Annotated in this window: 25 protein-coding genes; 15 read left to right on the top strand and 10 right to left on the bottom strand. The window is 65.1% G+C overall.

Going from position 1 to position 26540, the window contains the following annotated elements; translation table 11 throughout:
* Positions 1–58: 58 nt before the first annotated feature.
* Together ACZ0BA_RS18700 and ACZ0BA_RS18695 are read left to right on the top strand one after the other, a co-directional pair.
* The gene (locus ACZ0BA_RS18700) at positions 59–430 is read left to right on the top strand and encodes a hypothetical protein (RefSeq protein WP_463452709.1); all 372 of its coding nucleotides are present in this window, start codon (positions 59–61) and stop codon (positions 428–430) included.
* On the top strand, positions 430–1290 hold the full coding sequence (locus ACZ0BA_RS18695) for an alpha/beta fold hydrolase (protein WP_463452708.1): 861 nt from the start codon (positions 430–432) through the stop codon (positions 1288–1290). The genes ACZ0BA_RS18700 and ACZ0BA_RS18695 overlap by 1 nt, the downstream gene beginning before the upstream one ends.
* A 111-nt stretch (positions 1291–1401) precedes the next feature.
* Here the strand turns inward: ACZ0BA_RS18695 and ACZ0BA_RS18690 are convergent, their stop codons facing one another.
* Both ACZ0BA_RS18690 and ACZ0BA_RS18685 read right to left on the bottom strand, forming a co-directional pair.
* Positions 1402–2709, bottom strand: a complete 1308-nt coding sequence (locus ACZ0BA_RS18690; protein WP_463452707.1) for an ATP-binding protein — start codon at positions 2707–2709, stop codon at positions 1402–1404.
* Positions 2706–3383 (bottom strand): response regulator, encoded by a 678-nt coding sequence (locus ACZ0BA_RS18685; protein ID WP_463452706.1) that lies wholly within the window; start codon positions 3381–3383, stop codon positions 2706–2708. The genes ACZ0BA_RS18690 and ACZ0BA_RS18685 overlap by 4 nt, the downstream gene beginning before the upstream one ends.
* Positions 3384–3577: 194 nt before the next feature.
* Between ACZ0BA_RS18685 and ACZ0BA_RS18680 the strand changes: the two genes are divergently transcribed.
* From ACZ0BA_RS18680 to ACZ0BA_RS18670, 3 genes are read left to right on the top strand one after another with little or no spacing between them, the layout of a single operon-like run.
* The gene (locus tag ACZ0BA_RS18680) at positions 3578–4165 is read left to right on the top strand and encodes a porin family protein (protein ID WP_463452705.1); all 588 of its coding nucleotides are present in this window, start codon (positions 3578–3580) and stop codon (positions 4163–4165) included.
* A gap of 7 nt (positions 4166–4172) precedes the next feature.
* Entirely contained in the window at positions 4173–4922 is a 750-nt protein-coding gene (locus tag ACZ0BA_RS18675) for a MipA/OmpV family protein (protein ID WP_463452704.1), read from the top strand.
* Between the two features lie 6 nt (positions 4923–4928).
* On the top strand, positions 4929–5612 hold the full coding sequence (locus ACZ0BA_RS18670; protein WP_463452703.1) for a hypothetical protein: 684 nt from the start codon (positions 4929–4931) through the stop codon (positions 5610–5612).
* A gap of 51 nt (positions 5613–5663) precedes the next feature.
* Here the strand turns inward: ACZ0BA_RS18670 and ACZ0BA_RS18665 are convergent, their stop codons facing one another.
* The 5 genes from ACZ0BA_RS18665 to ACZ0BA_RS18645 form a co-directional block, all read right to left on the bottom strand.
* Entirely contained in the window at positions 5664–7343 is a 1680-nt protein-coding gene (locus ACZ0BA_RS18665; protein ID WP_463452702.1) for an alkaline phosphatase D family protein, read from the bottom strand.
* Positions 7344–7440: 97 nt separating this feature from the next.
* Positions 7441–8316 (bottom strand): extracellular catalytic domain type 1 short-chain-length polyhydroxyalkanoate depolymerase, encoded by an 876-nt coding sequence (locus tag ACZ0BA_RS18660; protein WP_463452701.1) that lies wholly within the window; start codon positions 8314–8316, stop codon positions 7441–7443.
* Positions 8317–8393: 77 nt separating this feature from the next.
* Positions 8394–9641, bottom strand: a complete 1248-nt coding sequence (locus ACZ0BA_RS18655) for a sensor histidine kinase (protein ID WP_463452700.1) — start codon at positions 9639–9641, stop codon at positions 8394–8396.
* A complete protein-coding gene (locus ACZ0BA_RS18650; RefSeq protein WP_463452699.1) occupies positions 9634–10332 on the bottom strand; it encodes a response regulator transcription factor in 699 nt (232 codons plus the stop codon). Before ACZ0BA_RS18650 ends, ACZ0BA_RS18655 begins: the two co-directional genes overlap by 8 nt.
* A complete protein-coding gene (locus ACZ0BA_RS18645; protein WP_463452698.1) occupies positions 10329–10940 on the bottom strand; it encodes a CGNR zinc finger domain-containing protein in 612 nt (203 codons plus the stop codon). The genes ACZ0BA_RS18650 and ACZ0BA_RS18645 overlap by 4 nt, the downstream gene beginning before the upstream one ends.
* A 130-nt stretch (positions 10941–11070) precedes the next feature.
* Between ACZ0BA_RS18645 and ACZ0BA_RS18640 the strand changes: the two genes are divergently transcribed.
* The gene (locus tag ACZ0BA_RS18640; RefSeq protein WP_463452697.1) at positions 11071–12006 is read left to right on the top strand and encodes an alpha/beta fold hydrolase; all 936 of its coding nucleotides are present in this window, start codon (positions 11071–11073) and stop codon (positions 12004–12006) included.
* A gap of 227 nt (positions 12007–12233) precedes the next feature.
* On the opposite strand, the gene gatB is transcribed toward ACZ0BA_RS18640, so the two are convergent.
* The 3 genes from gatB to gatC all read right to left on the bottom strand — a co-directional run bounded on the left by gatB (position 12234) and on the right by gatC (position 15591).
* The gene (gatB, locus tag ACZ0BA_RS18635) at positions 12234–13694 is read right to left on the bottom strand and encodes an Asp-tRNA(Asn)/Glu-tRNA(Gln) amidotransferase subunit GatB (RefSeq protein ID WP_463452696.1); all 1461 of its coding nucleotides are present in this window, start codon (positions 13692–13694) and stop codon (positions 12234–12236) included.
* A 22-nt stretch (positions 13695–13716) separates the two neighbouring features.
* A complete protein-coding gene (gatA, locus tag ACZ0BA_RS18630) occupies positions 13717–15201 on the bottom strand; it encodes an Asp-tRNA(Asn)/Glu-tRNA(Gln) amidotransferase subunit GatA (protein WP_463452695.1) in 1485 nt (494 codons plus the stop codon).
* Between the two features lie 87 nt (positions 15202–15288).
* Entirely contained in the window at positions 15289–15591 is a 303-nt protein-coding gene (gene gatC / locus ACZ0BA_RS18625; RefSeq protein WP_463452694.1) for an Asp-tRNA(Asn)/Glu-tRNA(Gln) amidotransferase subunit GatC, read from the bottom strand.
* A 271-nt stretch (positions 15592–15862) separates the two neighbouring features.
* Here gatC and ACZ0BA_RS18620 point away from each other — a divergent pair, with 271 nt between their 5' ends.
* The 9 genes from ACZ0BA_RS18620 (at position 15863) to ACZ0BA_RS18580 (ending at position 26537) form a co-directional block, all read left to right on the top strand.
* Positions 15863–16906 carry a rod shape-determining protein gene (locus ACZ0BA_RS18620; protein WP_008445008.1) on the top strand — a complete coding sequence of 348 codons (1044 nt, stop codon included), beginning with the start codon at positions 15863–15865 and terminating at the stop codon, positions 16904–16906.
* A gap of 88 nt (positions 16907–16994) precedes the next feature.
* Positions 16995–18290 (top strand): rod shape-determining protein MreC, encoded by a 1296-nt coding sequence (mreC, locus tag ACZ0BA_RS18615; RefSeq protein WP_463452693.1) that lies wholly within the window; start codon positions 16995–16997, stop codon positions 18288–18290.
* On the top strand, positions 18287–18799 hold the full coding sequence (gene mreD, locus ACZ0BA_RS18610) for a rod shape-determining protein MreD (protein ID WP_463452692.1): 513 nt from the start codon (positions 18287–18289) through the stop codon (positions 18797–18799). Before mreC ends, mreD begins: the two co-directional genes overlap by 4 nt.
* A 12-nt stretch (positions 18800–18811) precedes the next feature.
* A complete protein-coding gene (gene mrdA / locus ACZ0BA_RS18605; RefSeq protein WP_463452691.1) occupies positions 18812–20794 on the top strand; it encodes a penicillin-binding protein 2 in 1983 nt (660 codons plus the stop codon).
* A 10-nt stretch (positions 20795–20804) separates the two neighbouring features.
* Positions 20805–21917: a rod shape-determining protein RodA gene (rodA, locus tag ACZ0BA_RS18600; RefSeq protein WP_463452690.1), complete on the top strand. Its 1113-nt coding sequence runs from the start codon at positions 20805–20807 to the stop codon at positions 21915–21917.
* Entirely contained in the window at positions 21914–22123 is a 210-nt protein-coding gene (locus ACZ0BA_RS18595) for a hypothetical protein (RefSeq protein WP_463452689.1), read from the top strand. The genes rodA (ACZ0BA_RS18600) and ACZ0BA_RS18595 overlap by 4 nt, the downstream gene beginning before the upstream one ends.
* Positions 22124–22133: 10 nt before the next feature.
* Positions 22134–23279, top strand: coding sequence for a rod shape-determining protein RodA (gene rodA, locus ACZ0BA_RS18590; RefSeq protein ID WP_463452688.1), 1146 nt, complete (start codon positions 22134–22136; stop codon positions 23277–23279).
* On the top strand, positions 23276–25372 hold the full coding sequence (mrdA, locus tag ACZ0BA_RS18585) for a penicillin-binding protein 2 (protein WP_463452687.1): 2097 nt from the start codon (positions 23276–23278) through the stop codon (positions 25370–25372). Before rodA (ACZ0BA_RS18590) ends, mrdA (ACZ0BA_RS18585) begins: the two co-directional genes overlap by 4 nt.
* Before the next feature lie 10 nt (positions 25373–25382).
* Positions 25383–26537 (top strand): septal ring lytic transglycosylase RlpA family protein, encoded by a 1155-nt coding sequence (locus ACZ0BA_RS18580; protein WP_463452686.1) that lies wholly within the window; start codon positions 25383–25385, stop codon positions 26535–26537.
* The last annotated feature ends 3 nt before the right edge of the window (positions 26538–26540 follow it).

Genomic DNA, 26540 nt, shown 5'->3' with positions numbered 1-26540 from the left:
TTTCTTTGGTGTAACCTTTTGAGACGGCATACAGGCCGTCGACAAACAAGGCAGATCCATGAACATCGCAACAATGAAGGTACACGGCGACGACGACGGGCTGGCGGACGTCCGCGACGGCTTGCCGACCGAACCCGATAGCGACTGGCAAAAGGGCGATGTCAAACCCGACGGCCGGGTGCGCATCGATTCCGGCTTCTATGTCGGCATCGGCACGGACGAGAATCCGGACGAGCTGCTCAAGCAGATCCGCCACTATCTGGCCGAGTGCCAGGCGCGAGGCATCCACTTCGAACGCTCGGACGTGGCGGCCGAACTGCGCGTCTCGTTCACCACCGAGCGTGGCGCGGCGACACCCAGCCTGGACTTCACGCTGGCCGATTTGACCTTGCTGGTCGAAATGGGCATCACGCTCAGCATCACCGCCTGATGCGCTTCGCCGAAACGCGGCTGGCCGCTTTTCGTTGCGGCCAGGCCGAGCGGCGCATTCATATCTGGGAGCCGGCGGCGCCGACGCCCCCTCGTGCCGTGCTGCTTGCCATCCACGGCGGCATGGCGCACGGCGGCGACTATGTCACGCCGGCGCTTTATTTCCGCCAGCATGGCGTCGCCACCGTCGCCTACGACCTGTGCGGGCATCAGGACGCGCGCCGGGTCGATATCCCCGGCTTTCACGTGTTTCTTGACGACAGCGTGCTGTTCCTGCACTGGGTCAAGCGTGAGTATCCGGGTGTGCCGGTGTTCGTCATGGGCCATTCGATGGGCGCGCTGATTGCCACGCATCTGGGACTGGGCCACTTCGCAGACGACGCCGCCATCGCAGGCTTTATCCTGTCGTCGCCTTACTACGTCAACGCGATCAAGGTGTCGCCGACGCTGCTGGCGCTGGCCGGCGTGCTGGGCGCGCTGGCGCCGCGCATGAAGGTGCCGCTGGCGCCGTTGACCGATGTGCTCACGCACGACAGCGCCATCACCGCGCGCCATCACGCCGACGAGCGCGACGGCGTGCGCGCCACCGAGATCACGGTCCGCTTCGGCAACGCGCTGACGGCGGCGCAGCGGGGACTGGCGGCGCGGCTGCCGTCGTGGCGGCACCACCTGTTCGCCGTGGTGGCGGGGGACGACAAGCTGGCCGACGCCGACGCGTCCGAGGCCATGCTCAAGTCAGTGCCGGCGTCGCTGCTGACGTATCAGCGCCATCCGCAAAACTATCACGAGAATTTCAACGAGCTCAATCGCGAGCAAATCTTTGCCGACATCCTCGATTGGATGCGGCTGCCGCTCGCCTAGGTTCCCGCCCCGGAACCAATCGTCACAGGGCGGGAGGCCTGCCTATTCCAGCGACCCGACTTATTGCACTTTCAAGGTCGAGTCGACCGGCTTGCCGCGCAGCGCGTGCCATCACGCCGGCAGTCTGATCGTGAAACGCGCACCGCCCAGCGGAGAGTCATCGACCGCGATATCGCCGTGGTGCAGTCGCACCGCCTTGAGCGCGATCGACAGCCCGAGTCCATAGCCGCCGACGGCGTCGTCCTGCTCGCGCGCCAGCCGCACGAAGGGATCGAACACCTTGCCGCGCGCGTCCAGCGGAATCCCCGGACCATCGTCTTCGACCACGATGACAACGGGCCCCGCGCCATCGCCCTCGCGCGCGGCGCGCAGCGTCACGCGCGAGGCGGCGTATTTCACGGCGTTGCCCAGCAGGTTGTTGAGCGCGCGGGCCAGCAGCCGTTCGTCGCCATCGAGATCTCCCAGGTCGGGCGCAAGGCTGGCGTCGTAGCGCAGCGCCGCCGATGGCGCGCAGCGGCGCAGCATCGGCGCCAGCGCGAAGCGTCGCGTCGACATGGCGCCGGCGTGATCGAGTTGGGTCAGATCGAGCAGTTCGTTGACCAGCGTTTTGAGCTCGTCGACATCGCTCTCCATCGCCAGCACGCGTTGCTCCAGCGCGGGATCGGCGGCGCCATGCCGATGGCGCAGCAGCTCGAGTGCGAATTCGAGCCGCGCGATCGGCGTGCGTAGTTCGTGCGATACCGAATGCAGCAAGTGCTTGCGCGTCTCGAGCAGCAGCGCGATGCGCCCGGCCATGTCGTTGATGCGGCCGGCCAGCGGGGCGACGCTCGAGGTGGCGCGTGGCGCGGCGCGCGCGCTCAGGTCGCCCCGGCCGAAATCGTCGGCGACCCGCGACAGCGCCTGCAAATCGCGCCAGTGGCGCCGCGACCACCAGCCGATCGGCACCAGCAGGCACAGGGCGATCACGCCGAAGCGGATCACCTCCATCGCCAGCGCCTGGCCGATGTCGATGGGCAGGCGCTGCGCGTGGATCACGTCGTCCCCGCTGCCGATGTAGCGCGCGCCGGTCAGGTCGACGCGGCGGTAGAAGGATGCGGTGCCGGGGTCGATGACGATGGCGCCTTGATTGAGCCGCGCCTGTTTCGATGCCGGCAGCGCGGCCAGTGCGGCCGGCAGCGGCACCAGCTCGAAGGTGGCCTCCGACACCTCGCGAACCTTGTTGAGGCGCGCCAGCCATTGGTCGGCCGGGGCCTGGTCGATATATTGCTCGAGCAGGAAGATCTGGCCGGTGGCCTGGCGCCGTGCGATTTCGTCGACCGGATCGCCGAACAGGGCGCTGAAGGCGGCGTAGACGACCAGGGTGCCCACGCTGATGGCCAGCAGCACCAGCGCCGCGAAGCGTGGAAAAATCCGGTTCATTCCCAGGCCGATGGGCTAAACAGATAGCCTTCGCCCCAGACGGTTTTGATGCGTTCGGCGGCGCCGTCGTCGAATTTGCGGCGCAGCCGCGAGATGCAATTGTCGATGCTGCGGTCAAGGCCGTCGAACTCGATGCCGCGCATTTTGATCAGGATGTCGTTGCGCGACAGGACCTTGCCTGCCGCCTCGGCCAGGATCAGGAACAGCTTGAACTCGGCGCCGTTCATCGCCACCTCGTCGTCGCGCCAGAACACCGCGCGGTTGGCGCGCGAGATGCGCAGCGCGCCGACCACTACGTCGCTGTCGACCGGTGCGCTGCCGCGCCGCTGCAGCGCGCGCAGCCGCGCCAGCAGCACGCGCGGCTGGATCGGCTTGTTGACGTAGTCGTCGGCGCCTTGTTCGAGTCCGGACACTTCGTCGAACATGTCCTCGCGCGCGGTCAGGATCAGTATCGGCACGGGGCTTAGCTGGCGCAGCTGGCGGCAGACGACCATGCCATCGATGCCGGGCAGCGTCAGGTCCAGGATCACCAGGTCGGGCCGGGTGGCGCTGAAGCGATCGAGCGCGCGGTCGCCGCGGGTGACCACATCGACCTCGTATTCGAATTCGCCGAGATATTCCTTGACCAGCGCTGCCAGGCGCGCATCGTCTTCCACCAGCATCACTCGCTGCATCGGGCCTCCTTTTGGATCAGCATTGTAGCGGCACGCGGCGCCGGCGTGGCAAATCAGACAATCGCATACAGATTCGTACACTTTCTATACAAATGCGTCCTACAAATTGACGACAATTGGTAGACAGTCCGAGGGGGATTTCAGCGGCGGCCGGTTTTAACATTCGAGGCTCTTACCTCAACCCGGAAACCATCATGAAAAAAATCCTTGCAAGTGCCGCCGTCACCCTCGTCCTCGCCCCCGCCCTCGCGCCTTCCGCGCAGGCCGAGGACCTGTATTTGGGCGCCAACATCGGCTCGCGCATCGACGGCTACGTCAACGAGCGCAATGGGGGCGTGACGACCCGCCACGACGCCGCTACGCATCAGCGGCGCGTCGGCGTGTTCGCCGGCTACGTGTTGACGCCCGTCTGGGCGCTGGAGACCGGCTATCAGGGCTTCGGCGGCTCGACCGGTTACGAGCTGGCCGGCGGGCGGATGGAGGTCAGCACCCAAATGGCCTATCTCGCCTTGCGGAGCACCTGGCGGCTTGGCGACGACTGGTCGCTGTACGGCAAGTCCGGCGTGGCGCAGGGGCGGCTCAAGGTCGATCTGACCGGCGGCGGCACCAGCGAGGCCCGCACTGCGCACAAGAATGGCGCGTACTTGGGCGTCGGCGCCGCTTGGAGGGTGGCCGGCGACGTGTCGCTGCAATTGGAGTTCGAACACACGAGCAAGATCAAATACGAAGGGTTGACGGCGAAGATGAACAAGTTATCGCTCGGCGCGCGCTTCGGCTTTTAAGGAAAACATGAACCAGCTGTCCCCGATATTCGCGTTACTTTCCCTGGCCGCGCTGCCGGCGCTGGCGGACGATGGCGCCGTTGGCATGATGCCAGACGGGAGCACCGATATGTACGTGGGACTGGCGATCGCCTCCCGCCTGTCGTCGGTCGACGACCACGAGCCGTCGACCGCGCTGCGGCCGCTGCTTCAGGTCCAGTGGAGCAACGGTATCTTCGTTTCCGCCAGCGGCGTGGTTGGCATGCATCTGTCGCACACGCCGGGGGTGGAGTACGGCCCGCTGCTATTGGATAGCAACGGCCGCGAACCGGGCGACAACCGCCGGCTGGCCAATACGCATTCCATCAAGGGTTCGTGGGACGCCGGCGGATTCTATAACTACTATCTGGGCTGGCGGGTGCGCCTGCTGACCAGCGCAGCCTACGATACCAGCGCCGGTGGCTTAGCTGGCAGCGTGGGGCTGCAAAAGACGCTGGCATCGGTGGTGCCGCACCACACCATCACGTTTTCCGCCGGTGCTACGCTGGGCAGCGGGGCCGTCATGCGGGAGCGCTACGAGGTGTTCGGCGCCTACCGCCCGTCCGGCGGCGTGATGGCGGTGAACGCGGGCGCCAACTGGAACTGGGAGTTGAGCAGCCGTTGGTTGATCAACACCGCCGTGTCGGCCCAGCGTCTGGGCAATGAACCGGCCGCCAGTCCGATCGTCGGGCGGCGCAATGTCGTGACGTGGTCCAGCGGGCTGGCATACCGGTTCTAGAACGTCATGGTCAAATTCTTCCTGCTCTGGCTTGTCGTCGCGCCCACGCTTTGTTGGGCGCAGCAGACGTCGGACTGGATCAGCTACCGGGACGTCTACCGGCAGATGATCTGGTTTGAAAAGTACGGCAAGCCGAAGCAGTTTTTGCAGAATCACTTTCGCCTTCGCCAGCGCGAGGCGGGCGCACAGGGTGAGGGACTGCGCCTGACGCTGGTCGGCAAGACGACGCGCGTCGATTTGCCGCTGGACGCGTTGGGGCGGGCGGTTTTTCCGTTTTCCAAGGCGGCCTATGACGAGAACGCGGAGCTGGTATTGAACCGTCCGGCGCGGCAGTTTTTTTCCGGTCCTTGGGTGTCGCTGGTGACGCGCGCCGATGGCGTGTACGCGGTCGCCGACCTGGCGACCGCGTGCGAACAGATGGCGGCCTATTTGCGCTACGTAGGCGCGACCGGCGGCAAGAACTGCGCCGGCGTGCAGTTCTCCTACGCGGCGGGCGAGGCGCCGCAACTGCGGGTGGTCAAAGGTGAGGGCACGGCCCCGGTGCTGTTGGCCGGCAGGGACGGTCCGGCTTTTGCCGGCGACGCGCTGGCCGGCTTCCGCAACTTCGTTTATCGTTTTACTGCCCATCCCGGCGGCGTCCAGGTGCTCACCAGCAGCACGCCGCTGGCGATCAGCGCCGTGCTCGAATAGGGCGCCGCGCGGCCCGAAAAATAAGCCGCGCAGCGCGCGGCTTTCTCATTGTCAGCCCGCCACGAGCTGGCGGTTCGCCGCGCCCGGCAGCATGCGCAAGGTCTTGCCGACCGACGCGCTGTAGGTCTTCGACTGGATGGTGTCGACATAGCGGTACTCGGCGCGCGTTTCGGTCGGCGTCACCGTCAGCACCACGAAGCCGCGCAACGACGTTTCCGCATATTGCAGTGGTCCGATCAGCTGTTCCATGCCGCCCGCCACGGTCGCCGGCGCGGCGCCCGGGAAGTAGCTCTCGAAGCCGGGCGAGGTCACCGACGGCACGCCGAATTCGACGCCGACCGCCTGGCCGTTGACGTCGGCCAGGTCGCTGGCCCAGGCGTTGTGGGTGTCGCCGGCCAGCACCACCAGATTCTTGTTGAGCGTGCGCGACATGTTGAGCACCGTCTCGCGCGCGGCCGCATAGCCGTCCCAGGCGTCGAGGTTGTACGGCACCGTCGGCGCGGCCAGCTGCTGCTTTTCGGTCTCGCTCAGGGCCACGCCGGCGCGCACCTTGGCGGCGATGCCGAGGTAAGTCGGGTAGCCGACGGTGCCCAGCACCATCGGCGCCGGCAGCATCATGCGCGCCATCAGCACCTGCTGGCCGAGGATCTGCCAGGTGGCGGTCGACTTGCTCATCTGGCCTTGCAGCCACGTGGTCTGCTCGGCGCCCATCAGCTGGCGCGCCGGGTTGGACACGTCGGCGGCGAAGGCGGCGCTGTTGAAGCTCTTGTCGGCGCCGACGTAACTGGCGAACGCCAATTGCTTGTCGCGGCCAATCACGCGCGTGTCGAGCATGTGCAGCGACAGCAGGTTGCCGAAGTCGAAGGAGCGGTAGATGCGGTCCGGCCGCGCGGCGTCGGGCACGCGGATCGGCATCCATTCGTGGTACGCCTGGATCGCCATCTTGCGCCGCGCCGACCACAGGCCCTCGGTGAGCGGGTCGTGGTTTTCCGCGCCGTCGCGCCAAGTGTCGTTCGACAGCTCGTGGTCGTCCCAGACGGCGATGAACGGGATGCGCGCGTGCACCGCCTGCAGGTCCGGATCGGTGCGGTATTGCTGGTAGCGGCGACGGTAGTCGGTCAGGGTGATGATCTCGGTGGCCGGCTGCGACACGCGGTTCAGGGTGGCGGCGTTCTGCGAGGCGTAGCCGCCGGCCGCGTATTCGTAGATGTAGTCGCCCAAGTGCAGGCCGACGTCGATGTCGTCGAACTTGGCCGCGTCGCCGTAGACGTTGAAGTAGCCGGCCGGGTAGTTCGAGCAGCTGAAGACGGCGAAGCGGGCGCGCGACACGGCGCCGGTCGGCAAGGTCTTGGTGCGCCCGACCGGCGAGTCCACGCCCTGGCAGCGGAAGCGGTAGTAGTAGGCACGGTTGGCCGACAAGCCGGTGGCGTCGACCTTGACGGTGTAGTCGCCGGCGGCGCCGGCGCGGGCGGTGCCGGAGGCGACGACTTTGGCGAAGGCGCTGTCTTCGGCCACCATCCAGCCGACGTCCATGTCGTCGGCGCCGGGCGTGGCCGTGACGCGGGTCCACAGGATGACGCGGTCGCTCAGCGGGTCGCCGCTGGCCACGCCGTGCGCAAAGCTGATCGGCTGGTAGTACGGGTCGCCGCCACCGCAGGCGGACAGCGAAATGGCGGCGGTGCCGACCGAGAAATTGCGGATGAACTGGCGACGCGAATTCGATTGTGTCATGGTTGGGCAATTGCCGAAAGTGAAAGAACGCGTATCTTAAGCAGCGTGCGTGACGCTTTGATGACATCGTGTATCGGGCGCGGAATAACTGTCGGTTTCAACGTCGATGCTTTTCGAGGAAGCGCCAGATGAGGTCGTTGGCGTCGATGTCGCGGGTGGTTTTCCCGATCGGCAGGCCGACGTTGAACGGGTCCGCGCCGGGCCAGGTGTGGCCGCCGTCCCTGATGGTCGCCAGCGCCACGCTTTGCCGGCCGTTGCTCTGCTCGACCCAGGTGACGTCGGTGCCGTCGCCCGGATCGGCGTCGATGACACGGCGGCTGGCGCTGTCGGCGCCGGCGCCGTTCCATTTCGCCCAATAGCCGAAGGTCTCCTCGGCCGACAAATACCCGGTCGGTTTGCCGCCATAGGCCACCACCTGGTCGGCGCTGCCGTGCAGCAGCAGCACGCCAACCTTGTCGGGCTTGGTATGGTGTTTGAGCACCGGTTCGGGCATTGGCGCGCCGACCGAGGCGACGGCCGCGAACAGGTGCGGCAACTCGGCGGCGATCCTCAGCGCGAAGAAGCCGCCGCGCGACAGGCCGGCCGCGTACACGCGTTCGCCGTCGACGCGGTAGTCCTGTTTCAGCCTGGCGAGCAGCGCTTCGGTAAAGCCGATGTCGTCGGTGCCGTCGAGATAGGACATGCCGAAGCCGACGTTCCAGTCCTGCTTGATACCCGCCGGATAGACGACGATGAACTGGTGGCGGTCGGCGGCGCGGTTCATTTGCGTGTAAAGCATTTGTTCGGCCATGGTCATGCCGCCGCCGTGGAAGTTGAACACCACCGGAAAGGCCTTGCGTGGCTCGCTGTCATAGGACGGCGGCGTGTAGACCAGGTAGCGGCGCTTCTCCTCTTTGTGGGGAAGGGATTTCACTTGCGCGACAGTGGCCTGCGAAGTGCAGGTGAGGACCAGCAGAGCGACAAAGATTTTCATGCTGCGTATCCGGAAGAAGTTAGGGAGTACGCAGCATAGAAAACCGGCGGTGAAATCCCGGTGAAATCCGGCCGGTTTCAGCGGGGGCGTGGCTGCACGAGCGGCACGGGAGGCATGAGAGGCACGATGTCGACCCGGTACGCCGCCGCTTCGGCGTGGAAGGCGATTTCCCAGTCCATGGCCTTGGCGATGCGCCGCAAAAGATGCTGGCCGTGCAGGAATCCCTGCATCGTGCCGGCCCGGTCGGGATCCACCGTGTTCGCGATGCTGAGCACGCCCTCGACGAACGACAGCCGCAGCCGGCAGCCGGCGCCGCCATGGAACAGCGCGTTGCCCAGGCAGTTATTTAGCAGCAGCATGGACAGATGGCGGTTTCCCGCGACCTCCAGCCGCTCCGGCAACTGCAGCGCCAGGCGGTCGTCGTCCCAGCCGGCCGTCTCCAGCAGGCGCAGCAGGCTGTCCTCGATACAGCCGCGCAGGTCGACCGCCTGGTTCGGGATGTGTTCCGCGCGCGCCAGGGCGAACAAGACGTCGACGGTGCCACCGAGCTCGCCGAGGCCGGCCCGCAGCTGCGATAACTCATGCGCTTGCAGCGGGCGGGACGCCGCCTGGCCGAGGACATTGTTCATGACCGTCAGCGGGGTGCGCAACTCATGGCCGACGTCGCGCGTGAAGGCCTGCTCGCGCTGCAGTGCCGCGTGTAACGCGGCGATCGTCGTGCCGAGTTTGTCCGCCAGGTAGCCGATTTCATCGCGGCGCCGCCGGGCGCTGAAGTGGACCGATCCCTCCGGCTTGAGGCTCTTTACTTCGTCCGCCAGCACCTGCAGCGGCAGCACCAGGCGCCGCGACAGCAGGTAGGCGAGCAGCAGCGCCAGGGCGGTCAGCCCCAGCGCGACCGCCACGAGCACGCCGCCGACGTCCTGGAACAGCTTGGACACCACGAGCAGCGGACCGACGTCGGCCAGCAGGTAGAGGCGTCGCGGACCGTTCTGCGCGCCGAGATCCAGAACGCGTAAATGATAGTGCTGGCCTGTGTCGGTAAAGATCTCGCCGCGTTCGCGGCCGGCGGCGACCTGCGCCCGCACGACGGGCGGCAACGCGTCGGCGTCGCGGTAGACGCGAATCAGGTCGCCGGTCGCTTGGATGTCGCCGCGCAGTTGGAATTGCGCGGTCACGGCGGCCGCCTCCCGCTGCAGCAGGCGGTCGACCAGCATGTCCTCGGTCACGTAGGAGATAATCAGCGCCAGGCCGGTATAGCAAACACACAGCAGCACCGTGAAGCCGGCCAGCGCCGCGAACAGGCCGTGGCGGATCGACCTAAACATGATCCGCCACATCTGGCTTGAGGCGGTAGCCGAGTTGGGGGATGGTGACGATGATGTCCGGCGCACCGGCCAGTTCCAGCTGTTTGCGCAGTGCGTAAATGTGGGATTTGAGGGCGTCGCTGTCCGGCGGATTGGCGCCCCACAGCGCGTGCGTCAGCGTCGACCGGGACACGGCATGCGGGTGCGCGGCGCACAGCGCGGACAGAATCTTGAAACCGGCCTGCGTCAGCGGCACCGGGGCGCCGTTGTGGAGCGTGCGCTGCTCCCTGGTAAGCAACGTCAGCGGGCCGACGCACAGTTGCTGGTCGACATGCAATTGTCCGCGCCGCGCCAGCGCCTCGCAGCGCAGGGCCAGTTCACGCAGGTCGAACGGTTTGGTCAGGTAATCGTCGGCACCGCCGTTGAAGCCGCGCGCCTTGTCTTCGAACGCGTCGCGGGCGGTGAGCATCAACACCGGCACGTTGCGCGGCGCGCGCGCCTTGATCGCGCGGCAGACTTCGAGGCCGTCGATGTCCGGGAGGTTGAGGTCGAGCAGGATGACATCGTAGGCCTCGCGCGTGGCCAGGTCGATGGCCAGCGCGCCGGTGGCTGCGTGGTCGGTTTGCCACTTCAGGCCATCGAGGAAGTCCACGATCTGGCGCGCGATCGTCGGGTGGTCTTCCACCACCAGGATGGTCAGGGAATTTTTCATTCGACGGTATCCGCCCCCCGGCTCGCTTTCTTCCGGAACTGGGCCGCCTTGTAGCGATTGCCGCACAGGGCCATGCTGCACCAGCGCCGCTTGTGCGCCTTGGTGCGGTCGTAAAACCAGAGAATACATTCGGGGTGCTCGCATTGCTTGACGAGGTCGAAGTCGCCTTCGACCAGCAGTTGCGCCGCCGCCTCGGCCACCGTGCCCAACATCGACGCGACCGGATCTGCGCGCACCAGGCGCGTGAGGGTCAGCCGGCCTTCGCTGTCGCGCGCCAGGTGGGGCGCGCTAACGTGCGCGTGCAGATACGCGTCCAGACCCGCGATATCGCCTAGCCTGTCCTCCTTGCGTTCCGCGATCAGCCGCTTGACCAGTGAGCGCAGCGTTTGCGCGCGTGTCAGCAGTGCGTCCAGGTCCATCTGGCTTTCCGTGCTCAGCGGCACGATGCCGTGCCGTGCCAGCCATCTGAGAACATCGTCTCCGCTATGCCAATAGTCGACCGTTTCTCCGTTCACGCTGGCCTCGGTGTTCAGCAGATCCATCGCCAAATGGTCGCCCACCATCGGCGCCTCGGATGAACCGCTACCGGGATGCATTTCTACTCTCATTTTTAGTAACCGTTAAAATTTATGTTGACAGGTTACTCAAAAGTTCCGATACTCCGTCTCAAGTAACCAACTTGAATCAATTATAGCGGTTATTCAAGCCGCTCAACGTTTACCAGTCAAAGGAACCATCATGAACCTCAAACCGTCGCTGTTCGCCGCAGCCAGCCTGGCCACCGCCCTGGTCGCCAACGCCGCAGACAATCCCGTGCAGGTCCATCACCGCACGATGGAAATACAGGGCGTCAACGTCTTCTACCGCGAAGCCGGTCCGGCCCAGGCGCCAGTCGTGCTGCTGCTGCACGGCTTCGGCGCCTCGTCGTATATGTTTCGCAATCTGATACCGCAATTGGCCGCGAAGTACCATGTGATCGCGCCCGATCTGCCAGGTTTCGGCCAGACGAACGTTGTGCCCGGCAAGCAGTTCGCCTACACCTTCGACAATCTCGCCAGCGTGATCGACGGCTTCACCGTGGCCAAGGGAGTGGAGCGCTACGCGATATACGTCTTCGATTATGGCGCCCCGGTCGGCTGGCGCCTGGCGGTGAAAAATCCGCAAAAGATCACGGCGGTCGTCACCCAGAACGGTAATGGTTACGAAGAGGGCTTGAGCGAAGGCTGGGCCGATATGCGCAAGGCCTGGGCCGAACCGACCGTCGCCAACCGCGAGGCCTTGCGCCGCTTTAATACGCTGGACATGACCAAGTGGCAGTACACCGAGGGTGTGCGGGATGCGTCGTTGATCGCGCCGGAAACGTGGCAGTTGGCGCACGCCGCCATCGAGCGCATCGGCGTCGAGGTGCAGATGGACTTGCTGCTGGACTACGGCCAGAATATCAAGCAGTACAGCCAGCTGCATGAGTTTTTCCGCAACCACCGCCCGCCGACCTTGGCGATCTGGGGCAAGAACGATCCGTTCTTCCTCCCTGCCGGCGCCGAGGCCTTCAAGCGCGACAACCCGAAAGCGGAAGTGCGCTTCCTGGACACCGGCCACTTCGCCATCGAGACCCATGGCGACGAGATCGCCAGTCAGATGCTGGAGTTTTTGAACCGTAGCGTCAAGCCTTGAGTCACAGGGCCTGGATCGACCTGATTAGATTCAGGCCGTGACCACCGAGACCATCCGCCGGGGGGAGTTTCGCTAGCACTTTCATCAGGTTCGGAACTAGCGGTAGTAGAGCTTGTAGTTCGTTGGAGTGGGCATCTAGTATTACCACCGCTAGACCCCGCCGGTTGCGAAAACGCCCCACAAGTCTCGCGGCTTGCGGGGCGTTACCGGTAGCTGATGTGATCGGCTTAACCGGCCAGCTTGGCCTTCAGCAGCTCGGTCAGCTGGGCCGGATTGGCCTTGCCGCGCGAGGCTTTCATCGCCTGGCCGATCAGCGCGTTGAGCGCCGCTTCCTTGCCGGCGCGGTACTGCTCCACCGACTTGGCGTTGGCGGCGATGACGTCGTTGACGATCGCTTCGAGTGCGCCGGTGTCCGAGATCTGCTTCAGACCCTTGGCTTCGATGATCGTGTCGACCAGATTCTCGTCGGTCGATTTGGCCTCCCACATGCCTGCGAAGACTTCCTTGGCGGCCTTGTTGGAGATCGTGCCGTCGGCGATGCGCTTGAGCAGCGCGGCCAGCTGCGCGGCCGATACGGGGGAGTCGTCCAAGTCCACGCCTTCGCGGTTCAGGGTCGACGAAACGTCGCCCATCAGCCAGTTGGCGGCGGCCTTGGCGTTTTCCTTGCCGGCCTTTTCCACCACGGCGACAAAGTAGGTCGCCATCGATTTGGACGCCGTCAGCACGAGCGAGTCGTATTCCGGCAGCGCGTATTCGCTCACAAAACGCGCGCGCATGGCGGCCGGCAGTTCCGGCATCGAGGCCTTTACTTTCGAGATCCATTCGTCCGAGATCACCAGCGGCGGCAGGTCCGGGTCCGGGAAGTAGCGGTAGTCCTGCGCGTCTTCCTTGCTGCGCATTTCGCGCGTCTCTTTGCGGTCCGGATCGTACAGGCGGGTGGCTTGCACGACCTTGCCGCCGTCTTCGATCAATTCGATCTGGCGGCGCACTTCGACGTGCACGGCTTCTTCGATGAAGCGGAAGGAGTTCAGGTTCTTGATCTCGCAGCGGGTGCCGTATTCCTTTTGGCCTTTAGGGCGCACCGAGACGTTGACGTCGCAGCGGAACGAGCCTTCCTGCATGTTGCCGTCGCAGACGCCGAGCCACATGACCAGCGAGTGCAGCGCCTTGGCGTAGGCCACCGCTTCGGCGGCGCTGCGGATTTCCGGCTCGGAGACGATTTCGAGCAGCGGCGTGCCGGCGCGGTTCAAGTCGATGCCGCTCATGCCGGCGTAGTCTTCGTGCAGCGATTTGCCGGCGTCTTCTTCCAGGTGCGCGCGCGTCAGGTTGACGGTCTTGGTGACGAATTCGCCATCCTTCTCGTAGCCGAACGTCAGCGAGCCGCCGATGACCACCGGGTCTTCGAATTGGCTGATCTGGTAGCCCTTGGGCAGGTCCGGATAGAAGTAGTTTTTACGGGCGAAGATCGACGCCGGCGCGATTTTCGCGCCGACGGCCAGGCCGAAGCGGATGGCGCGGTCGACCGCCTGCTTGTTCATCACCGGCAGCACGCCTGGCAGCGCCAGGTCCACCGGACTGGCTTGCGTGTTCGGCTCGGCGCCGAACTTGATCGGCGAGCCGCTGAAGATTTTTGATTCGGTCGTGAGCTGCACGTGGTTCTCAAGACCGATGACGACTTCCCATTCCATATGATTCTCGCTCTGTTCTATGTTAGATGCCGGCCGGAGCGCGGGTGTGCCAGTCGGTCGCCAGCTGATACTGGTGGGCGACGTTGAGCAGCTTCGCTTCGCCGAAATGCTTGCCGATGATTTGCAGTCCCACCGGGCGGTTGGCGTTCTTCTCGCCCTGGCCGAAGCCGCACGGGATCGACATGCCGGGCAGGCCGGCCAGGCTGGTCGACAGCGTGAAGATGTCTGCCAGGTAGGCGGCGACCGGGTCGTCGGACTTGTCGCCCAGGTCCCAGGCGACTGTCGGCGCGACCGGTCCCATGATGACGTCGCAGACGGCGTTCGGGCCGTTGAGCACCGCTTCGAAGTCCTGCGCGATCAGGCGGCGGATCTTTTGCGCCTTGAGGTAGTAGGCGTCGTAGTAGCCGTGGCACAGCACATAGGTGCCGACCATGATGCGGCGTTTGACTTCGGCGCCGAAGCCTTCGGCGCGGGTTTTGCGGTACATGTCCGACAGGTCTTTATATTCCGCGGCGCGGTGGCCGTAACGCACGCCGTCAAAGCGCGACAGGTTCGACGACGCTTCGGCCGGGGCGATCATGTAGTAGGCCGGGATCGACAGCGCGGTGTTCGGCAGCGAGATGTCGACCAGCGTCGCGCCCAAGGCCACATATTGTGCCAGCGCGGCGCGCACGGCGGCTTCCACATCGGCCGCCAGGCCTTCGCCGAAGTATTCCTTCGGCACACCGATGCGCAGGCCGGTCAGCGGCTGGCCCAGTTCACGCGTGAAGTCCTCTTCCACGCCGCCCAGTTCCGGCGTCAGCGAGGTCGAGTCGCGCTCGTCGAAGCCGGCCATGGCGTTGAGCAGCAGCGCGCAGTCCTCGGCCGTTTGCGCCATCGGGCCGCCCTGGTCGAGCGACGAGGCGAAGGCGATCATGCCGAAGCGCGACACGCGGCCATAGGTCGGCTTGATGCCGGTGATGCCGCAGAACGCGGCCGGCTGGCGGATCGAGCCGCCGGTGTCGGTGCCGGTGACGGCCGGCGCCAGGCGGGCGGCGACGGCGGCGGCCGAGCCGCCCGACGAGCCGCCCGGCACGGCGTTCTTGTCCCACGGGTTCTTGACCGGGCCGAAGGCCGAGTTCTCGTTGGCCGAGCCCATGGCGAATTCGTCGCAGTTCAATTTGCCCAGGGTGACCATGCCGGCCTTGCGGAACTTCTCGACGACGGTGGCGTCGAACGGGCTGACGTAGTCGGCCAGCATTTTGGAGCCGGCCGTCGAGCGCCAGTCGCGCGTGACGAAGATGTCCTTGTGGGCGATCGGCACGCCGGTCAGCGCGGTGGCGGTGCCGGCGGCGATGCGGGCGTCGGCCTCGGCGGCCTGCGCCAGGGTCAGGGCGCGGTCCACGTGCAGGAAGGCGTTCAAGTCGCTTTTCTCGATGCGGTCGAGGAAGTGCGTGGCCAGCTCGGTGGCGGTGACGGCTTTGCTTTGCAGGAGCGCGGACAGCTCTTTAAGGGTTTTGGTGTGCATGGCGTTTCAATTCAATTCGGGGATGATCGATGCGTAGGTGGGGGCGGATACGTGGTAAACCACGGCAAAGCCACGGCGCTTTTTTGCTTATTCGATCACTTTCGGCACAAGGTACAGGCCATCCTGTGTCTTGGGCGCGACGCTCTGGTAGTCCTCGCGGCGATTGGTTTCGGTGGCCGCGTCCTCGCGCAGGCGCAGCGCGATGTTGTTCATGTGCGCCGCCAGCGGGTGGCTGAGCGGGGCGACGCCGTCGGTGTCGACCGCCTGCATCTGTTCGGCCAGCGCGAAAATGCCATTCAGCTGCTCGAGCGCGGTGGCGCTTTGCTGCTCGCTCATCTCAAGTTGGGCCAGTTTGGCAATGCGTGTTACGTCGGATAGGGTCAGGGACATAGCGAATGGCGCGGACGGGCCGCGCGGGGTTTAATTGTTACATTGATAAAAAACTTGAAGTTCTGGCTAATCGCTGGCAAAAGCGGACGATTGCCGCTTAACTTGCAAGCTGGGCCGATACACTTTTGGGTGGATTTTCGGCAAATCGCATTCAAATTATAAGGTAGAATGGCGGGTTGATGCGTTGCCGGGGCTGAATCATTGCCGCCGCCGCTCACCACAGGACATCTTTCTACAGCTTACGCGCACCCAGCGGCGCCACAGGACACACATGTTTGGTTTTTTACGCAGGTATATCTCCACCGATCTGGCCATCGACTTGGGCACGGCCAACACCTTGATTTACGTCCGCGGCCAGGGCATCGTTCTGGATGAACCATCGGTCGTCGCGATCCGCCAAGAAGGCGGCCCCAACGGCAAGAAAACGATCCAGGCGGTTGGTAAGGAAGCAAAGCAGATGCTGGGTAAAGTCCCCGGCAACATCGAGGCGATCCGCCCGATGAAAGACGGCGTGATCGCCGACTTCACCGTCACCGAGCAAATGCTCAAGCAGTTCATCCGCATGGTGCACGACTCCAAATTCTTCCGTCCTTCGCCGCGCATCATCATTTGCGTACCGTGCGGTTCGACCCAGGTCGAACGCCGCGCGATCCGCGAATCGGCGCTCGGCGCCGGCGCCTCGCAGGTGTACCTGATCGAGGAACCGATGGCCGCCGCGATCGGCGCCGGCCTGCCGGTGTCGGACGCCACCGGCTCGATGGTGGTCGACATCGGCGGCGGCACCACCGAGGTGGGCATCATCTCGCTGGGCGGCATGGTCTATAAAGGCTCGGTGCGCGTCGGCGGCGACAAGTTCGACGAGGCGATCGTCAACTACATCCGCCGCAACTACGGCATGCTGATCGGCGAGCAGACCGCCGAGGCGATCAAGAAGGCCATCGGTTCGGCCTTCCCGGGTTCGGAAGTCAAGGAGATGGAAGTCAAGGGCCGCAACCTGTCCGAAGGTATTCCGCGCTCGTTCACGATTTCGTCCAACGAAATCCTGGAAGCGCTGACCGACCCGCTCAATAACATCGTCTCGGCCGTGAAGAACGCGCTGGAACAGACCCCGCCCGAACTGGGCGCCGACATCGCCGAAAAAGGCATGATGCTGACCGGCGGCGGCGCGCTGCTGCGCGATCTGGATCGCCTGCTGATGGAGGAAACCGGCCTGCCGGTGCTGGTGGCCGAAGATCCGCTGACCTGCGTGGTCCGCGGCTCGGGCATGGCGCTGGAACGGATGGACCAACTGGGCTCGATCTTCTCCTACGAATAATCCAAGACGGGGCCGCGAAACAGCGGCCCCGGTGCTTTGGGTGAGTTGACAGTCTCGTGGGCGCGGGAGCGCCGGATTATTGGAAGTCATGGAATACAGTCCTCCGCCACTTTTCAAGCAAGGCGCTTCGGCCCGGGTCAAGATGACGGTGTTCGCGTGCATATCGATTGCACTGCTGTTGGTCGACGCGCGCATGCGCACACTGTCGACCGTGCGCCAGGTCGCGGGTACCGTGCTGTATCCGCTGCAAATGGTCGCGCTGCTGCCGCGCGACGCCATCTACGGCGTCGGCGATTACTTCTCCACGTTGTCGTCGATGAAAAAGCAGGTCAATGAGCTGAAACGCCAGCAGATCGCCGACGCCCAGGCGCTGCAGCAGGCGCAGCTCCGCACCGTCGAAAACAACCAGCTGCGCAAGTTGATGGGCGCGCGCGAGCAGCTACCCGTCAAGTCGATGCTGGCCGAGGTGCTGTACGACGCGCGCGACGCCAACAGCCGCAAGATCATCCTCGACCGCGGCATCAAGAGCGACGTCATGCTCGGCATGCCGGTGATCGACAACCAGGGCGTGGTCGGGCAGGTGACGCGGGTATTCCCGTTCACCTCCGAGGTCACGCTGCTGACCGACAAGGAGCAGGCCATTCCCGTGCAGCTGCTGCGCAACGGCTTGCGCAGCGTCGCTTATGGACGCGGCAAGGTCGGCGCGCTGGAGCTGCGCTTCACCGCGCCCAACGCCGACATCCAGGTTGGCGACATCGTCGTCACTTCGGGCCTGGACGGCATCTATCCGGCCGGTCTGGCCGTCGCGCGCGTGACGCAGGTGGAAAACAGCGCTGGCGGTTCCTTCGGCGGCGTGATCTGCCAGCCGCTGGCCGGCGTCGCCAACAATACCCAGTTGCTGATCCTGATGTCGACGCCGGAGCTGCCTCCGCGTCCGCCGGCGGAAGAGCCGCGCGCGCTCAAGAAGGGCAATAACAAGATGGCGCCGGTGAAGGATCCGGCGAAAGAGGGCGCCGACGGCCAGGCCGCGCCGGCCGCCACTGCGCCCACCGCCACCAACGCCGCGCCGGGACTGATGCCGGTGATGCCGCCGCCGCTGCCGCCGAAGGCCGCGCCGGCCGACGGTGCCGCCACGACGCCGGCAAATGGCGCCGCCGCCAAACCGGCGACCACCGCGCCGTCAACGGCGACGCCGCCCGCTGCAACGCCAACCACCGCGCCGGCGGTCCGCGCTGGGGCCGCACCGGCTGCGACCACGGCTGCTCCGGCTACTCCGGCGGCCACCAGGGCCGTCGCACCTGCCGCAACTGCCACACCCGCCGTACCAGCTGGCCAAGGCCAGGCCCCGGCCGCCGCCACCACACCGAAGGAGCCGGCACGATGAATCGTCCGCACTATATTCTGCTGCCGGTCAGCCCGCTGTTCATCGCCTTCAGCCTGTTCTGCGCCTTTTTACTGAACCTGCTGCCGTGGGGGCAGTTCGTCGGCGTGCCCGATTTCGTCGCGCTGGTGCTGGTGTTCTGGGGCGTGCACCAGCCGCGCAAGGTCGGCATCGGCACCGCTTTTTTCCTCGGCCTGCTGATGGATGTCCACGACTCGACGCTGCTGGGCGAGAACGCGCTGGCCTACACATTGCTGTCGTACTTCGCCATCATGCTGCACCGGCGCGTGCTGTGGTTCCCGCTGCTGACGCAGGCGATGCACGTGTTTCCGCTGCTGGTCATGGCGCAGTCGATCCAGCTGGTGATACGCTTTTTCGTCTCGGGTAAATTCCCGAGCTGGTACTACTTCGTCGAAAGCGTGGTTGCCGTGGCCCTGTGGCCGGTCGCCACGTGGTTGCTGCTGGCGCCACAGCGGCGCGCGGTCGACCGCGACCACACCCGCCCGATCTGATTCCAGCCCGTTATGACTGAGCTTAAGGACAACCAGCGCGAACTTCACAAGTTCCGTCTGCGCCTGACGGTACTGGGCGGGCTTGTGTTCCTTTGTTTCGGGCTGCTGCTGGCGCGCTTCATCTGGCTGCAAGTGGTCAAGTACAGCGACTTCGCCGTCAAGGCGGAGGACAACCGCATCGCCATCGTGCCGATCGCGCCCAACCGGGGCCTGATACTGGACCGCAACGGCGTGGTCCTGGCGCGTAACTACTCGGCTTACACGCTCGAGGTCACGCCTTCGAAGCTGGCCATGACGCTCGACGAGACGATCGACGAGCTGGCCAAGCTGGTGGCTATCGAGGTCAAGGACCGCAAACGCTTCAAGAAGCTGCTGGAAGACTCCAAGCGCTTCGAGAGCGTGCCGCTGCGCACCCGCCTGACGGACGAGGAGGTGGCGCGCTTCTCGGCCCAGCGCTTCCGTTTTCCCGGCGTGGAGATCCAGGCGCGCCTGTTCCGCCAGTATCCGCTGGGCGAGGTGGCCTCGCACGTGATCGGCTATATCGGCCGCGTCAACCAGACCGAGGCCCGCGCCATCGCCGAAACCGACGACGCGGCCAACTACAACGGCACCAACCAGATCGGCAAGGAAGGCCTGGAAAAAAGCTACGAGAAGCAGCTGCACGGCACCACCGGCTACGAGGAGGTGGAGGTGTCGGCCGGCGGCCGGGCGATCCGCACGCTCTCGCGCACCAACGCCACGCCGGGCAACAACCTGATACTGTCGATCGACATCGAGCTGCAAAAGGTGATCGAAGAGGCCTTCGGCGAGTGGCGCGGCGCGCTGGTGGCGATCGAGCCGGAAACCGGCGACATCCTGGCCTATGTGTCGCGGCCCGGCTACGACCCGAACCTGTTCGTCGACGGCATCGACGCGCAAAACTGGAACGAACTCAATACCTCGCTCGACCGGCCGATGGTCAACCGCCCGCTGTCGGGCACCTATCCGCCGGGATCGACCTTCAAACCCTTCATGGCGCTGGCCGCGCTGGAGCTGGGCAAGCGCACCCCGCACCAGGCCATCTCCGATCCGGGCCACTTCACCCTGGGCGGGCACCGCTTCCGCGACGACAAGCCGGGCGGCCATGGCACCGTCGATATGTACAAGTCGATCGTCGACTCGTGCGATACCTATTACTACATGCTTGGCAACGACATGGGCATCGACGCGATCAGCGACTTTATGAAGCCGTTCGGCTTCGGCCAGCTCACGGGCATCGATCTGGAACACGAAAAGCAGGGCGTGCTGCCGTCGAAGGAATGGAAACGCAACCGCTTCAAGAAGAACGTCGCGGCGCAAAAGTGGGTCGGCGGCGACACCATCTCGATCAGCATCGGCAACGGCTACAACAACTACACGCCGCTGCAGATGGCGCACGCGGTGGCCAACCTGGCCAACAACGGCGTGGTGATGAAGCCGCACCTGGTCAAGATCGTCGAGGACGCGGCCACGCGCGCGCGCCGGCTGACGGTGCCCAAGGAAAGCTACCGCATCGCGCTCAAGCAGGAAAACATCGATTTCGTCAAAAGCGCGATGGTCGGCGTGACCACCGGCGGCACGGCGGCGCGCGCGTTCGCCAACGCCGGCTACACCTCCGGCGGCAAGACCGGGACCGCGCAGCTGTTCGCCATCAAGAAGAACGAGAAGTACAATGCCGCGCTGATATCGGAGCGCCTGCGCGACAACGCGCTGTACACCGCCTTCGCGCCGGCCGACAAGCCGCGCATCGCCATCGCCGTGGTGGTGGAAAACGGCGGCTTCGGCGCCGCCGTGGCCGCGCCCATCGTCCGCAAGGCCCTCGATTACTACATGCTCGGCAAGCGCTCCGGCGACAAGGACACCACGCCGGTGCCCAAGGAGGACGCGGTGCTGCGCTCCGTGACCGAGCTCCAGGCCGAACAGGGCGTGGTCGATGAAAAAAAACCGGGTGCTGAAACCCCGGGCAATACCGAATAAAAGGATCTGCATGCGCATCAACGAAAGGCGTTCCCTGTGGCGCCGTCTTCGCCCGTACTTCACCGTGTTCGACGGGCCGCTGACCTTCATCATCCTGCTGCTGCTGACGGTCAGTACGATCACGCTGTACTCGGCCAGCATCGGCATTCCCGGCAAGATGGAAGACCACCTGCGCAACATCCTGCTGTCGTTTGTGGTGATGTGGGTGGTCGCTAACATTTCGCCGCAGATGATGATGCGCATCGCGGTGCCGGCCTACACGGTCGGCATGATCCTGCTGGTGGCGGTGGCGCTGGTCGGCACCATCAAGCTGGGCGCGCGGCGCTGGCTGCACGTGGGGATCGACATCCAGCCGTCGGAGTTCATGAAGATCGTCACGCCGATGATGCTGGCCTGGTTCTTCCAGCAGCGCGCCGGCCAGTTGCGCTGGCAAAGCTACGCCATCGCCGCGCTGCTGTTGATGATGCCTGTGGGCCTGATCGTCCGGCAGCCCGACCTCGGCACCGCGTTGCTGGTGGTGGCGGCGGGTTTCTCGGTCATCTTCCTGGCCGGCCTTTCCTGGAAGGCGCTGGGCGGGCTGCTGCTGGCCGGCGCCGCGAGCCTGCCGGTGATCTGGTCGCTGCTGCACGACTATCAGCGCGAACGCGTGATGACCCTGATCGATCCGACCTCCGACCCGCTGGGCAAAGGCTTCCACATCATCCAGTCGACCATCGCGGTCGGCTCGGGCGGCATCACCGGCAAGGGCTGGACGCAGGGCACGCAGGCCCACCTCGAATTCATCCCCGAGCGCACCACCGACTTTATCTTCGCGGTCTATTCCGAGGAGTTCGGCCTGGTCGGCAATCTGGTGCTGATGCTGTTGTTTCTGCTGCTGATCGGGCGCGGCCTGATGATCGCCGGGAACGCGCCCAATTTCTTCAGCCGCCTGATGGCCGGCGCCATGACGATGATTTACTTCACCTACGCGTTCGTCAACATGGGCATGGTCAGCGGCATCCTGCCCGTGGTCGGCGTACCGCTGCCGTATATGAGCTACGGCGGCACGGCGCTGCTCACGTTGGGCATCGCCGGCGGTATCCTTATGAGTATCCAGCGCCACCGCAAGCTGGTGCAGACGTGACGCGCGCTGCGAGCGATGACGGCGACGCGCGCCGTTTCCGCCGCCGCCTCAAGGGGCTGGCGATCGTCGCGTTCATCGGCCTCGGGCTGCTGATGGCGCGCATCGTCTGGCTGCAGGTGGTGCGGCACGACGATTATGCCGCCATGGCCGAACACAATCGCGCCGCCGCGCAGCCGTCCGGGCAGCCGCCCGCCGGCGCCAACTAGGGGCGGCCGCATGCACTTCAACGACGGGCGCTCGCCATGGCAGCGCCTCCGCCCCCACGTCATGGTGTTCGACATTCCGCTGGCCCTGATCATCCTGGCGCTGCTGTCGGTGGGACTGGTCACGCTGTATTCGGCCGGCATCGCCATTCCGGGCAAGGTGTCAGACCAGTTGCGCAATATCGCCGCCGCCTTTGTCGTCATGTGGCTGGCCGCGAACATCCCGCCGCGAACGCTGATGCGTCTCGCCGTGCCGGTGTACGCGCTGGCCGTGGTGTTATTGATCGCCGTCGCCCTGGCGGGCACGATCAAAGGCGGCTCGCGCCGCTGGATCACCATCGGCATCCAGCTGCAGCCGTCCGAATTCATGAAGATCGCCATGCCGTTGATGCTGGCGTGGTTCTTCCAGCGCCAGGCCGGCCAGTTGCGCTGGCAGGGGTATGGGCTCGCCGCGCTGCTGTTGGTGGTTCCCGTCGGGCTGATCGCGCGCCAGCCCGATCTCGGCACGGCGCTGCTGGTGGTGGCTGCCGGCGCCTGCGTGATTTTCCTCGCTGGTCTGTCGTGGAAGGCGCTGATGGCGCTGGGCGCTGCCGCCTGCGTCGGCATGCCTTTGTTGTGGTCCGCGATGCACGACTACCAGCGCGAACGCGTGCTGACGCTGATCGATCCATATCACGACCCGCTGGGCAAGGGCTTCCACATCATCCAGTCGATGATCGCCATCGGTTCCGGTGGCGCGGCGGGCAAGGGCTGGACCCAGGGCACGCAGACGCACCTGGAGTTCATCCCCGAGCGCACCACCGATTTCATTTTCGCCGTCTTCTCCGAAGAATTCGGCCTCACCGGCAATCTGGTGCTGATGGTGCTGTACCTGCTGCTGATCTGGCGCGGGCTCTCCATCGCCCTCAACGCATCCACTCTCTTTACGCGCCTGCTGGCGGGCGCCATGACTATGATTTACTTCACCTACGCTTTCGTCAACATGGGCATGGTCAGCGGTATCGTGCCAGTGGTCGGCGTGCCGTTGCCGTTCATGAGCTATGGCGGCACCGCGCTGCTGACCCTGGGCCTTGGCGCCGGCATCTTAATGAGTATCCAGCGGCACAGCCGCAGTGTGCGTGACGGTTCCGGCGTGCCTGCCTGGGGCGCGCTGGCATGATGGAGATCAAAGACACGGAACGCGAACTGAAAGAGTTCCGCACGCGGATCGCCGTGCTGGGATTGACGGTGTTCATCTGCTTTGGATTGCTGCTGGCGCGTTTCATCTGGCTGCAGGTGATCAAGCATGACGACTTTGTGGTCAAGGCGGAGGAGAACCGCATCGCCATCGTTCCGATCACGCCCAACCGGGGCCTGATTTTGGACCGCAACGGCGTGGTCTTGGCGCGTAACTACTCGGCCTACACGCTGGAGATCACGCCGTCCAAGCTGACGGCCACGCTGGACGAGACGATCGACGAGTTGTCCAAGCTGGTCAACGTCGAGGTCAAGGACCGCAAACGCTTCAAGAAGCTGGTGGAGGAATCCAAGCATTTCGAGAGCGTGCCGCTGCGTACCCGGTTGACCGACGAGGAGGTGGCGCGGTTCACGGCGCAGCGTTTCCGGTTCCGCGGGGTCGAGGTGCAGGCCCGCCTGTTCCGTCAATATCCGCTGGGCGAGACGGCGTCGCACGTGATCGGCTACATCGGCCGCATCAGCCGCGCCGAGGCCCAGGCCATCGAGGAGGGCGACGACGCCACCAACTACAAGGGCACCGACCATATCGGCAAAGAGGGGCTGGAAAAAAGCTACGAGCAGCAGCTGCACGGGCGCACCGGCTACGAAGAGGTGGAGGTCACTGCCGGCGGCAGGGCGGTGCGCACCTTGTCGCGCAAGCCCGCCATCCCGGGCAGTAACCTGATACTGTCGATCGATATCGAGTTGCAGAAGGTGGTGGAAGACGCCTTCGGCGACCGCCGTGGGGCGCTAGTGGCGATCGAGCCGTCCACCGGCGACATCCTGGCGTACGTGTCGCGTCCCGGTTACGATCCCAACCTGTTCGTCGACGGCATCGACGCACAAAGCTGGAATGAACTTAACACCTCGCTGGACCGGCCGATGGTGAACCGGCCGCTGTCTGGCACCTACGCGCCGGGGTCCACCTTCAAGCCGTTCATGGCGCTGGCGGCGCTGGAGCTGGGCAAGCGCACGCCCATGCAGGCCACTTACGATCCGGGTTACTACTACCTCGGTGGCCACAAGTTCAACGACGATCTGGTCGGCGGCCATGGATCGGTCGCCATGCACAAGTCCATCGTCGTCTCGTGTAATACCTATTACTACGAGCTGGGTCATGACATGGGGATCGATATGATCCACGACTTCATGAAGCCTTTCGGATTCGGGCAAAAGACCGGCATCGACCTTTTCAACGAGAAGATCGGCGTGCTGCCGTCGCAAGAGTGGAAGCGCAAGCGCTTCAAGGGTGCGGCGGGACGCTGGGTCGGTGGTGATACTATCTCGGTCAGCAATGGTTCCGGCTACAACGCCTACACCCCGCTGCAGATCGCGCATGCGGTGGCCAACCTGGCCAACGACGGCGTGGTAATGAAGCCGCACCTGGTGAAGATCCTCGAGGACGGCGGCACGCGCGCGCGCACGCTGACGGTGTCGAAGGAGAGCTATCGGATTCCGCTTAAACAGGAGAACATCGACTTCATTAAAAACGCGATGGTCGGTGTGACCACGGAGGCCGGCGGCACCGGCGTGCGGGCGTTCGCGGGAGCCCAGTACCGCGTCGGCGGCAAAACCGGTACGGCGCAGGTGATCACGATTAAGAAGGGCGACAAGTACAATGCCGCCAGGCTGGCGGAGCGCCTGCGCGACAACGCGCTGTTTACCGCGTTCGCGCCGGCCGAGGCGCCGCGCATCGCGATCGCGCTGGTGGTGGAAAACGCCGGCAAGGGCGGCCTCGAAGCGGCGCCGATCGCGCGCAAGGCCCTTGATTATTACCTGCTGGGCAAACGCCCGGCCGGAAAGGATACAACCAAAGTGGAAAAAGAAGACGCGGAAGAAATCGTGCCTGTAGAAGGTCAAACCTTGGAAGAACAAGCTGCCGCAGCGCGGCTTCAGAGCGGCGGTGCCGGTGGCGCGAACGGTACGGCGCCGGCGCAGCCAGCGGGACCGGGCACACCGGCGCCATCGCCGGCCCCGGTGCCCGCCGCGCCGGCGCCCGCCACGCAACCGGCACCGGCGGTGCGGAAAAACCAATGAGGATGACGCCATGCGAATGAACCGACGCCAACTCCGAAACGCGTGCGGGACCCTGGCCCTGCTGGTGCTGGCCGGCTGCGGCACCGTTCCGACATCGGACGAGACGATCTCCAGGTCGCCGCGCACCTCTGGACCGGTGATCAAGGCGCCGTCCACCTCCAAACCGGCCACCGGCCTGCCGTCGCTGCCGCCGGCTAATTCCGGTCGCGGTGGCTATTATCAGGACGACGGCCCTGGCGATTCGCCGCCGGAGAACCTGGCCGACGTGCCGGACGCCGATGTGCGCAACGATCCCCTGCTGCCGCGCTCCAACAGGCCTTACGTCGTCTTCGGCAAGACCTACACGCCGCTCACCGACAACGAGCCGTTCACGCAGGTCGGCATGGGCACCTGGTATGGTAAGAAATTCCACGGACAACGCACGTCGTCGGGCGAGCTTTACGACATGTACAAGATGACGGCCGCGCATCCGACGCTGCCGATTCCGTCGTATGCGCGTGTGTCGAACATGGTCAGCGGGGCGACGGTGATCGTGCGTATCAACGACAGGGGGCCATTCCATGCCAAGCGCGCCATCGACGTGTCGTACACGGCGGCGCTGAAACTCGGATTGCTGGGCAAGGGCAGCCATGAGCTGAAGATCGAGCGCATTCTGCCCGAGGAGATCGACCGCATGCTGGCGACCAGGGAGGGTGTGTCGGGGACGAAGGCGCCGCGTTTGCAGCCGTCGTCGCAGTCCGGGGTGCGCCTGGCGTCGTACTCGGGGGAGAGTAGCAGGCAGCTGGCGACGACGCCGCAGCCATTGGTGCTGACACCGAAGGCGATATCGGGCGGGACGGCGGTCGCGGCGCCGATTGCCGCGGCGGTGGTGCCGGTCGTGGCGTCAAGCGCGAAGCCGGAGATCGAGGCGTTGATGCTGGCCGATAGCGTGCCGGCTGCCGCGAGCGGCTTTTATCTGCAGCTTGGCGCATACACGCGGGCGGAAAACGCGGAAGCCGTGCGTGGCAAGCTGGCGGGGAATGGTTTTTCTACGCTGGAGGTGGTGCAGAGCGGTCCTGTGCATCGCTTGTTCGGCGGCCCGTTCGCGAGCCGGCAGGAGGCGTTGCAGGCGGCGCAGGGATTGCCGTCGTCGCTGAGCCTCAAGCCGATCGTGGTGCAGCGCTGAGGC

It is taken from the genome of Duganella sp. AC917 (genome assembly GCF_979258245.1).
Note: the sequence above shows the minus strand (reverse complement) of the source record. Positions and strands in the feature narration are given on the sequence as shown.

Coding starts and splice junctions, on each gene's coding strand:
- mreD (WP_463452692.1), top strand. CDS start 18,287: ATGAATCGTCCGCACTATATTCTGCTGCCGGTCAGCCCGCTGTTCATC.
- ACZ0BA_RS18695 (WP_463452708.1), top strand. CDS start 430: ATGCGCTTCGCCGAAACGCGGCTGGCCGCTTTTCGTTGCGGCCAGGCC.
- ACZ0BA_RS18700 (WP_463452709.1), top strand. CDS start 59: ATGAACATCGCAACAATGAAGGTACACGGCGACGACGACGGGCTGGCG.
- ACZ0BA_RS18650 (WP_463452699.1), bottom strand. CDS start 10,332: ATGAAAAATTCCCTGACCATCCTGGTGGTGGAAGACCACCCGACGATC.
- mrdA (WP_463452687.1), top strand. CDS start 23,276: ATGATGGAGATCAAAGACACGGAACGCGAACTGAAAGAGTTCCGCACG.
- gatB (WP_463452696.1), bottom strand. CDS start 13,694: ATGGAATGGGAAGTCGTCATCGGTCTTGAGAACCACGTGCAGCTCACG.
- ACZ0BA_RS18620 (WP_008445008.1), top strand. CDS start 15,863: ATGTTTGGTTTTTTACGCAGGTATATCTCCACCGATCTGGCCATCGAC.
- gatC (WP_463452694.1), bottom strand. CDS start 15,591: ATGTCCCTGACCCTATCCGACGTAACACGCATTGCCAAACTGGCCCAA.
- mrdA (WP_463452691.1), top strand. CDS start 18,812: ATGACTGAGCTTAAGGACAACCAGCGCGAACTTCACAAGTTCCGTCTG.
- ACZ0BA_RS18660 (WP_463452701.1), bottom strand. CDS start 8,316: ATGAAAATCTTTGTCGCTCTGCTGGTCCTCACCTGCACTTCGCAGGCC.
- ACZ0BA_RS18665 (WP_463452702.1), bottom strand. CDS start 7,343: ATGACACAATCGAATTCGCGTCGCCAGTTCATCCGCAATTTCTCGGTC.
- ACZ0BA_RS18685 (WP_463452706.1), bottom strand. CDS start 3,383: ATGCAGCGAGTGATGCTGGTGGAAGACGATGCGCGCCTGGCAGCGCTG.
- rodA (WP_463452690.1), top strand. CDS start 20,805: ATGCGCATCAACGAAAGGCGTTCCCTGTGGCGCCGTCTTCGCCCGTAC.
- rodA (WP_463452688.1), top strand. CDS start 22,134: ATGCACTTCAACGACGGGCGCTCGCCATGGCAGCGCCTCCGCCCCCAC.
- ACZ0BA_RS18670 (WP_463452703.1), top strand. CDS start 4,929: ATGGTCAAATTCTTCCTGCTCTGGCTTGTCGTCGCGCCCACGCTTTGT.
- ACZ0BA_RS18640 (WP_463452697.1), top strand. CDS start 11,071: ATGAACCTCAAACCGTCGCTGTTCGCCGCAGCCAGCCTGGCCACCGCC.
- mreC (WP_463452693.1), top strand. CDS start 16,995: ATGGAATACAGTCCTCCGCCACTTTTCAAGCAAGGCGCTTCGGCCCGG.
- ACZ0BA_RS18645 (WP_463452698.1), bottom strand. CDS start 10,940: ATGAGAGTAGAAATGCATCCCGGTAGCGGTTCATCCGAGGCGCCGATG.
- ACZ0BA_RS18690 (WP_463452707.1), bottom strand. CDS start 2,709: ATGAACCGGATTTTTCCACGCTTCGCGGCGCTGGTGCTGCTGGCCATC.
- ACZ0BA_RS18680 (WP_463452705.1), top strand. CDS start 3,578: ATGAAAAAAATCCTTGCAAGTGCCGCCGTCACCCTCGTCCTCGCCCCC.
- ACZ0BA_RS18580 (WP_463452686.1), top strand. CDS start 25,383: ATGCGAATGAACCGACGCCAACTCCGAAACGCGTGCGGGACCCTGGCC.
- ACZ0BA_RS18675 (WP_463452704.1), top strand. CDS start 4,173: ATGAACCAGCTGTCCCCGATATTCGCGTTACTTTCCCTGGCCGCGCTG.
- gatA (WP_463452695.1), bottom strand. CDS start 15,201: ATGCACACCAAAACCCTTAAAGAGCTGTCCGCGCTCCTGCAAAGCAAA.
- ACZ0BA_RS18655 (WP_463452700.1), bottom strand. CDS start 9,641: ATGTTTAGGTCGATCCGCCACGGCCTGTTCGCGGCGCTGGCCGGCTTC.